An 8,317-nucleotide genomic window follows, 5' to 3' on the forward strand; every position below is an offset into this window, starting at 1 on the left:
AGGCTTCCGGCCGGCTTGGATCTTCGCGGATGGCGGGCGGCGGGCGCCTCAGGCGGGCGCCGCCGGGGGGACGGACGGGGCGTCCGCGCCGGGCCCGCCCTCGCCCGGCGAACCCTCGCCGGACGCGCCGTCGGCCGGCGCGTCGCCGGACCCGCGCCGGCGCTGGACCAGCGTGCGCACCGCCACGAACAGGAGCGGCACGAACAGGATGCCGAGCGCGGTGGAGGCGATCATGCCGCCCATCACGCCGATGCCGATGGCGTTCTGCGCGCCCGAGCCCGCCCCGGTCGCCACCGCCAGCGGCAGCACGCCGAGGATGAAGGCGAACGAGGTCATCAGGATCGGCCGCAGCCGCTGGCGGGCCGCCAGCAGGGTCGCCTCCACCAGCTCCATCCCCTCCTTCTGCCGCTCCATGGCGAACTCGACGATGAGGATGGCGTTCTTGGCCGCGAGGCCGATGGTGGTGAGCAGGCCGACCTTGAAGTAGACGTCGTTGGACTGGCCGAACAGCAGCGCGGCGGCGAGCGCGCCGGCGATGCCGATGGGCACCGACAGCATCACCGCGAACGGCACCGACCAGCTCTCATAGAGCGCGGCGAGGCACAGGAACACCACCAGCACCGAGATGGCGTAGAGCGCGGTCGCCTGGCTGCCGGAGAGGCGCTCCTGCTTGGACAGGCCGGCCCATTCGTGGCTGTAGCCCGGCGGCAGCTTGGCCATCAGCTCGTCGATGGCGGTCATGGCGTCGCCCGAGGAGACGCCGGCCGCCGCCTCGCCCTGGATCTCCACCGCCGAGGCGCCGTTGAAGCGCTCCAGCCGCGGCGAGCCGAAGGTCCAGCGGGTGGAGGAGAAGGAGGAGAACGGCACCATGTCGGAGTTGGAATTGCGCACGTACCACTTGCCGAGGTCCCCCGGCTGCATGCGCGCCTCCGCCACCGACTGGAGGTAGACCTTCTTCACCCGGCCGCGGTCGAGGAAGTCGTTCACATAGAGGCTGCCCCAGGCGGTGGAGAGGGTATCGTTGACGTCGCCCAGCCCGACGCTCAGCGCGCTCGCCTTCTCCTGGTCGATGTCCACGTTGAGCTGTGGCTCATCCTCCTGGCCGTTCGGCCGCACGTTGGCGAGGCGCTTGTCGGCGGCGGCCGCCGCCAGCAGCTGGTTGCGCACCGCAATCAGCTTGTCGTGGCCGGCGCCGTTGATGTCCTGGAGGTAGAAGTCGAAGCCGTTGCTCTGGCCCATGCCCTGGATCGCCGGCGGGGCGAGCACGAACACGCTGCCGTCGCGGATCTTGCGGAACGCCGCCATCGCCCGCCCGGCCACCGCCTGGGCGGACATGTTGGCGGCCTTGCGCTGGTCGAAGTCCTTCAGCCGCACGAAGGCCATGGCCACGTTCTGCCCGGAGCCGCCGAAGTTGAAGCCGGAGACCTGGAGCACGCCGTCCACAGCGTCCTTCTCCTCGTTCAGGTAATAGTCCTTTACCTGCTCCAGCACCTTCAGGGCGCGGTCCTGGGTGGCGCCCACCGGCAGCTGGATCGAGGTCATCAGCATGCCCTGGTCTTCCTGCGGCAGGAACGAGCTGGACAGGTGGGAGAACATCCAGCCCATGCCGGCGACGATGATCAGGAAGGCGAGCACGAAGCGGCGCGGCCGGCGGATCATGGTGTGGGCGGCGTTGCCGTAGCCGTTGGTGCTCTTGTCGATCACGCCGTTGAACCAGCGCGACACGCGGTTCTTCGTGCCGTGCGGGTCGTGCGGCTTGAGGATGGTGGCGCACAGCGCCGGGGTGAGCACCAGCGCGACGATCACCGACAGCACCATGGCCGAGACGATGGTGATGGAGAACTGCCGGTAGATCACCCCCACCGAGCCGCCGAAGCAGGCCATGGGCACGAACACGGCGGACAGCACCATGGCGATGCCCACCAGCGCGCCGGTGATCTCGCCCATGGACTTGCGCGTCGCCTCGCGGGGCCCCAGCCCCTCCTCCTGCATCACCCGCTCGACGTTCTCCACCACCACGATGGCGTCGTCCACCAGCAGGCCGATGGCCAGCACCATGGCGAACATGGTCAGCGTGTTGATGGAAAAGCCGAACAGCGCCAGCACGCCGAAGGTGCCGAGCAGCACCACCGGCACGGCGATGGTGGGGATGATGGTGGCCCGCAGGTTCTGCAGGAACACCAGCATCACCACGAACACCAAAGCGATGGCCTCCACCAGCGTGTGCACCACCTTCTCGATGGAGAGCTGGACGAAGGGCGTCGTGTCGTAGGGATAGACCACCTCCAGCCCTTCCGGGAAAGTGGAGGACAGGCGCTGGATGGTGGATTTCACCCCCTGCGCTGTGCTGATGGCATTGGCGCCGGTGGCGAGGCTGATGGCGAGGCCCGAGGCGGGATAGCCGTTATAGAGCGAGGTGGTGGTGTAGCTCTCCGCGCCCAGTTCCACGCTCGCCACGTCGTTGAGCCGCACCAGCGAGCCGGAGCTGGTGCTCTTGAGGATGATGTTGCGGAACTGCTCGGCGGTCTGCAGGCGGCTGCGCGCGGTCACCGTGGCGTTGAGCTGCTGGCCCTTGCGCGCCGGGATGGCGCCCACCGAGCCGGCGGAGACCTGGGTGTTCTGGGCCTCGATGGCGGTCGCCACGTCGCTCGGCATCAGGGCGTATTTCTGCAGCTTGTCCGGATCGAGCCAGATGCGCATGGCGTAGGAGGCGCCGAACAGCTGGGTGTCGCCGACGCCCGAGAGGCGCTTCAGCGTGTCGTCGAGGCTGCTGTCGATGAAGTCGGCGATGTCGTTGGAGGAGAGCTTGCCGTCCTTGGAGACGAAGGCCACCACCATGAGGAAGCCGGTGGACGACTTGGTGACGGTGATGCCGTTGGTCTGCACCACCGTGGGCAGTTGCGAGGTGACCAGTTGCAGCTTGTTCTGCACCTGCATCTGCGCCACGTCCGGGTCGGCCGTGTTGGTGAAGGTGATGGTGATCTGCACCTGGCCGGTCGAGGTCGAGGTGGAGGTCATGTAGTCGAGATTGTCGATCCCGGTCATGCCCTGCTCGATGACCTTGGTCACCGAGTTCTCCACCGTCTGCGCGTCGGCGCCGGCGTAGGTGGCGCTGATGCGCACCGTGGGCGGGGCGATCTGCGGATATTGCGAGACCGGCAGCGTGTTCAGCGCCAGCAGGCCGCCGAGCATGATGGCGATGGCGATGACCCAGGCGAAGATGGGCCGGTCGATGAAGAAGCTGGACATGGCGCCCTCAGTCGGCCGCCGTCAGGCGGGTTGGCCCCTGGGGCTGCTGGGCGGGTGAGAGCGCCCCCTCCTTGTGCTCGCGCACCTCGCCGGTGGTCTCGTCGATGATGACTTCCACCGGGGACACCTCCTGGCCGACACGCACCAGTTGGGTGCCCTCCACGATGATGCGGTCGCCGTCCGCCACGCCGGCATCCACCAGCCAGTTGTTGCCCACGCTGCTGCGCGCGGTGAGCACGCGCTGCTCCACCTTGCCGTCGGCGGTGACGAACATGGCGACGGCCTCGCCCTTGGTGTTGTGGCTGACCGCGCGCTGGGGCACCAGGAAGCTGTTCTCGGCCACGCCCTCCTCGATCACGGCGCGCACGTACATGCCCGGCAGCAGCAGCCGGTCGGGATTGGGAAACTGGGCGCGCAGGCCGTAGGTGCCGGTGGATTCGTCCACGTAGGATTCGCGGAACTCCAGCCGCCCGGGATGGGGGTAGAGCGTGCCGTTCTCCAGCTTCAGCCGCACCGTCACATTGGCCCCCGAGAGCTTCACCCGGCCGGCGGCGATGGCCTGGCGCAGGTTCAGCAGGTTGGTGCTGGACTGGGTGACGTCCACCAGGATGGGATCGAGGGTGCGGATGGTGGTGAGCGCGGTGGTCTGGCTGGAGGTGACCAGCGTGCCGGGGGTGAGCGAGGATTTCTCGATCCGCCCGCCGATGGGCGCGGTGATGGTGGTGTATTCGAGATTGATGCGCGCGGTGTCGAGGCAGGCCTTGGCGGAGGCGACGTCCGCCTTGGCCTCCAGCAGGCTGGCCTCGGCGTCGTCATAGTCCTGCTTGCTGACCGCCGACTGCTTCACCAGCGACTGGTAGCGCTCCAGCTTCGCCTGGGCGCTGGGCACCGCCGCCTCGGCCTTCTTCAGCGCGGCGTCGGCGCTGTCGAGCGAGGCCTGATAGCTGGCCGGGTCGATCTGGTAGAGCGGGTCGCCGGCCTTGACCTCGGACCCTTCGGTGAACAGCCGCTTCTGGATGATGCCGCCGACCTGCGGGCGCACCTCCGCCACCAGGAAGGCCGTGGTGCGGCCGGGCAGTTCGGCGGTGATGGCCACCGACTGCGGGTGGAGCGTGACGATGCTGACCTCGGGCCGGGTGACCGCGGGCGCCTGCGCGCTGGACTTCTGCTCGCATCCAGCCAGCAGCCCGGCAAGCACGAACGCCGCCAGCAGCGGCAGGGCCGGACGGCGGATAGCCCCTTCGGGGGCACGGAAACGCGGCCCGCAGCTTGCGGCCACGCGCCTGGACAGAAGTGAATGCACCACAGCTACCTATTTTTAGTACGCTGCGGTACCGATATTATGGCGCCGCAGCCCCGTCAATGCGCGCGCCTTCCCAAAGCCGCGAGCTTACGGATTATTCATTCAGGCTGGCGTGCAGCTTGCGGTAGCATATGGCGCGCATGCGCGACATGCCTGCATCCCGGCGCGGCCACCGCCGGAACGTCCAAGACCCTGCCTTTCGACAAGACGGCGCGCGGCGGCCGGCCCTAGCTGGCCGCATCGTCGCAGCGGGACAGGGAGGGCCGGATGGCCGGAGCGCGCGTCATCATCGTCGGGGGCTCCATGGGCGGCCTGTTCGCCGGCGTGCTGCTGCACCGGGCGGGGTTCGACGTCACCGTCTACGAGCGCTCCAGCCATGGCCTGGAGGGCCGGGGCGCCGGGCTGGTGGCGCAGCGCGAGGTGTTCGCCATCCTGCGCGAGGTGGGCGTCGAGCACATCGCCCGCATCGGCGTCATCGCCGAGGAGCGCATCTATTTCGACCGCGACGGCGGCATCATCCAGTCGCACCACATGCCGCAGACGCAACTGTCCTGGGACCTGCTGTTCCGCACCTTCCGCGACCTGCTGCCCCCAGGCAGCTATGTGAACGGCGCCCAGGTGACAGGCGCCTCCCAGGCCCCGGGGCACGCCGCCATCCACCTGGCGGACGGCCGCACCCACGAAGCGGATCTGGTGATCGGTGCGGACGGCATCGGCTCGGTGCTGCGGGCGGACGTGGCCGGGCCCGGCGCCGCGCCGCGCTACGTCGGCTATGCCACCTGGCGCGGCCTCGTGCCGGAGGCCTCCCTGCCCCGGGCGGCGGCGGACATGCTCTACGGCCGCTTCGCCTTCTATGAGATGCCGAAATCCCACATCCTCGGCTATCTGGTCACCGGGCCGGACGGCGCCACGCAGGTGGGGCACCGCCGCTACAACTGGGTCTGGTACCGCCCCTATCCGGAGGCGGAGCTGGCCGGGGTGCTCACCGACGCGGCGGGCGCGCGCCATCCCTTCTCGCTGCCGCCCGGCGCGGTGTCGGAGGCGGCGGCCGAACAGCTGCACGCCGATGCCGACGCCGTGCTGCCGCCGGCCTTCGCCGCGGCGGTGCGGGCCGAGCCGCGCCCCTTCGTCAACGCCATCTGCGATTACGCCACCCCCGCCATGGCCAGCGGCCGGCTGGCGCTGCTGGGGGATGCCGCCTTCGTCGCCCGGCCGCACACCGCCATGGGCGTCGCCAAAGCGGCGGGCGACGCCTTCGCCCTGCGCGATGCCCTGGTGGCCGATCCGGACCCGGTGGCCGCGCTCGCCGCCTATGCGCGCGAGCGCCTGCCGGTGGGCCGGTCCATCGTCGCCTACGGCCAGAAGCTCGGCGCCGGCCTCGCCTGAGCGGGGGCCAGGACGGCGGCCTTCAGGCGAAGGGATAGGGGCCGGGAAAGCGGCCGATGGCGAGGCTGTGGGTCAGCAGGCCCTCCGGCCGCCAGTGGTGCAGCAGGAAGCCGGGCGGCTCGGCGAAGGAGGCCGGCGCCGCGTCCGCATAGGGCCGCAGCGCGATGCTGGTGGCGGTGCTGGGCGCGGTCACCAGCAGCGTGCCGCCGAAGCGCATCTGCATCTGGCGATGGACATGGCCGCACAGCACCCGCTCGATGGCCGGATAGCGCGCCACCACCCGCGCCAGCCCGTCCGGCGCCACCCCGTCCGCCATGCGGCAGCGATAGGCGTCGAGATAGGGCACGCCGCAGGCCAAAGGCGGCTGGTGCATCATCAGCACGGTCGGCCGCTCCGGCTCCGCCGCCAGCACCCCATCGAGCCAGGCCAGCGCGTCCGCCGTCACCTCGCCATGGTGGCGGCCCGGCACGGTGACGTCGAGGGCGACGACGCGCACCGGCCCGGCGTCGGCGGCGACGAAATGGATCGGGCCGTCGGCCGGCAGGTGCGCCTGCCCGGCGAAGGCGGCCCGGAAGGCCTCGCGCGCGTCATGGTTGCCGGGGATCGCCAGCAGCGGCGCGCGCAGGGCGGACAGGATCTCGCGGGCGAGCGCATATTCCTCCGGCTGGCCGAGGTCCACCACGTCGCCGGTGAGCAGCACGAGGTCCGGCTGCGGGCTGAGGTCGTTGAGCTGGCGCACGGCGGCGGCGAACGCCGCATTGGTGTCGAACACGCTTTGGTAGAGCACGCCTTCGGGCCGCAGGTGCGGGTCGGACACTTGGGCGATCCACACGGGACGCCTCCCTCGCTCGGGCGGCCGGGCCCTCCCCTCGCCGCGCCGCAGCATCGCCCGGCGGGCGCGGGCGGTCCAGCATGGGCACAGGTCTTGGGGCGGGCGGAGGTCTTAGCGTGAGCGGAGGTTGGCGGCGGCACGCGGCCGGGCCAGTGGCGACCCCGGCAGGGCTCGAACCTGCGACATCCCGCTTAGAAGGCGGGTGCTCTATCCAGCTGAGCTACGGGGCCACGCGGGCGCTGGGCCTGGAATGGCTGCCTTTAGCACAAAGCGGCGGGCCGTGCCCCCGGTCGCGGCGGCGCGCCGGGCGCCGTCCACGCAAAAGCGGACGGCGGGCGAATCGGCAAGGCGGGCCGGCGCGGGCGTCAGCGGTCCCTCAGTGGGTCCACTGGCCGACGCGGCGATAGGAGAAATTGTCGGAATAGGCCATCTTGCGGCGCGCCGGCTCGTGCGGCTCGTAGACCTGGTAGGGGATGCCGCTGCGCTCGGCATAGGCCACCGCTTCCTCATGGGTCTCGAAGGTGAGGCGCACCTGGCTCTCCATGTCGGTGGAGCTGGTGTAGCCCATCAGCGGCTCGACCGCGCGCGGCCGCTCGGGCTCGAACTCCAGCACCCAGTGCTTGGTCTTCGCCACGCCGGACTGCATCGCGTTGCGCGCCGGCTTAAAGATGCGTGCCACCATGGTTCGCTCGCCCGATCGGTCAAAAAAGGCGCGCGGCATGACCCGCGCGCCTCCGTTCTATAATCAGAGCCGCCGCGCCTGACAACGCGGCATCCGTTCCGTTTCGAACCGGTGCGCGGCTCAGGACTTGAGCATGGCGAGGCAGGTGCCGGCCGCCTCGGCGGCGGGCTTGGCCGCGCCGCGGCTGATGCTGCCGCCCATGACCAGGGCCTTGGTCTTGTCGGTCACCACCGCGCGCACGTCGCTCGCCGGGGTGATGAGCGGGGCGCTGGCCTGATAGATGGCCTGGCCGTCGGCGGACAGCTTGACGGCGCACTTGCCGGCGGAGACCTGATCGGCCGACGCGGCGGTGGCGAGCCCGGCCAAGCCGAGCGCGAGGGCGAAAGTGAGCGTCTTCATGGCAATCTCCTGGGCAGGCGATGGAAGAGAGGGCCGCGCGGCGGATATCGGCGCTGGCGCGGCGGACTTCTGAGCAGACTTCGGCGCTGGCGCGGCTGACTTCGGCGCTGGCGCGGCCTGGAACCGGGGGGTGCCCCATGGGTGGACCGGTGCTGACACCCATGGGAGGACATGCGGGCCGGCCCGGACGCGAGTCCCGGCCGGCGCATGCCCTAGGTGGTGTGGACAGTTACCTGATCCACAGGACGATGGCAGCGATTGTGACGATGGCGAGGTAGTTTCGCGCGGTCTTCTCGAAGCGGGTCGCGACACGCCTGAACTGCTTGAGCTTGGAGAAGCAGCATTCGATCAGGTGGCGCTGAGCGTAGAGGTGCCTGTCGAGGCTATGCTTCCTGGCGCGGGATGGATTGGACGGGATGACCGCCTGCGCGTTCCTTGCCGCGATTGTGGCGCGCAGGGCGTCGCT

Annotated in this window: 7 protein-coding genes and 1 tRNA gene; 1 reads left to right on the plus strand and 7 read right to left on the minus strand. The window is 70.2% G+C overall.

Annotation, left to right across the window (positions count from 1 at the left end; all coding sequences use genetic code 11):
• Positions 1 to 48: 48 nt before the first annotated feature.
• Together YU1_RS0113995 and YU1_RS29420 are read right to left on the minus strand one after the other, a co-directional pair.
• A complete protein-coding gene (locus YU1_RS0113995) occupies positions 49 to 3,249 on the minus strand; it encodes an efflux RND transporter permease subunit (RefSeq protein WP_029004612.1) in 3,201 nt (1,066 codons plus the stop codon).
• A gap of 7 nt (positions 3,250 to 3,256) precedes the next feature.
• Positions 3,257 to 4,483, minus strand: a complete 1,227-nt coding sequence (locus tag YU1_RS29420) for an efflux RND transporter periplasmic adaptor subunit (protein WP_051356862.1) — start codon at positions 4,481 to 4,483, stop codon at positions 3,257 to 3,259.
• Positions 4,484 to 4,819: 336 nt separating this feature from the next.
• On the opposite strand from YU1_RS29420, the gene YU1_RS0114005 reads away from it, so the two are divergent.
• On the plus strand, positions 4,820 to 5,938 hold the full coding sequence (locus YU1_RS0114005) for an FAD binding domain-containing protein (RefSeq protein ID WP_029004613.1): 1,119 nt from the start codon (positions 4,820 to 4,822) through the stop codon (positions 5,936 to 5,938).
• 22 nt (positions 5,939 to 5,960) lie between these two features.
• Here YU1_RS0114005 and YU1_RS0114010 read toward each other — a convergent pair whose 3' ends face one another.
• The 5 genes from YU1_RS0114010 to YU1_RS0114030 all read right to left on the minus strand — a co-directional run.
• The gene (locus YU1_RS0114010) at positions 5,961 to 6,770 is read right to left on the minus strand and encodes a phosphodiesterase (protein ID WP_029004614.1); all 810 of its coding nucleotides are present in this window, start codon (positions 6,768 to 6,770) and stop codon (positions 5,961 to 5,963) included.
• A 153-nt stretch (positions 6,771 to 6,923) separates the two neighbouring features.
• A tRNA-Arg gene (locus YU1_RS0114015) sits at positions 6,924 to 7,000 on the minus strand.
• 146 nt (positions 7,001 to 7,146) lie between these two features.
• A complete protein-coding gene (locus tag YU1_RS0114020) occupies positions 7,147 to 7,452 on the minus strand; it encodes an ETC complex I subunit (RefSeq protein WP_029004615.1) in 306 nt (101 codons plus the stop codon).
• A gap of 120 nt (positions 7,453 to 7,572) precedes the next feature.
• Positions 7,573 to 7,851: a hypothetical protein gene (locus tag YU1_RS29425; protein WP_051356860.1), complete on the minus strand. Its 279-nt coding sequence runs from the start codon at positions 7,849 to 7,851 to the stop codon at positions 7,573 to 7,575.
• A gap of 229 nt (positions 7,852 to 8,080) precedes the next feature.
• Positions 8,081 to 8,317 (minus strand): IS5/IS1182 family transposase (locus tag YU1_RS0114030; protein WP_029004616.1); only part of this gene is annotated, 237 nt, incomplete at its 5' end.

The organism is Azorhizobium doebereinerae UFLA1-100, assembly GCF_000473085.1.
Taxonomy (GTDB): domain Bacteria; phylum Pseudomonadota; class Alphaproteobacteria; order Rhizobiales; family Xanthobacteraceae; genus Azorhizobium; species Azorhizobium doebereinerae.

Bases quoted from the DNA above. Each gene is read 5' to 3' on its own strand.
- YU1_RS0113995 (WP_029004612.1), bottom strand. From the start codon at position 3,249: ATGTCCAGCTTCTTCATCGACCGGCCCATCTTCGCCTGGGTCATCGCC.
- YU1_RS0114005 (WP_029004613.1), top strand. From the start codon at position 4,820: ATGGCCGGAGCGCGCGTCATCATCGTCGGGGGCTCCATGGGCGGCCTG.
- YU1_RS0114020 (WP_029004615.1), bottom strand. From the start codon at position 7,452: ATGGTGGCACGCATCTTTAAGCCGGCGCGCAACGCGATGCAGTCCGGC.
- YU1_RS29425 (WP_051356860.1), bottom strand. From the start codon at position 7,851: ATGAAGACGCTCACTTTCGCCCTCGCGCTCGGCTTGGCCGGGCTCGCC.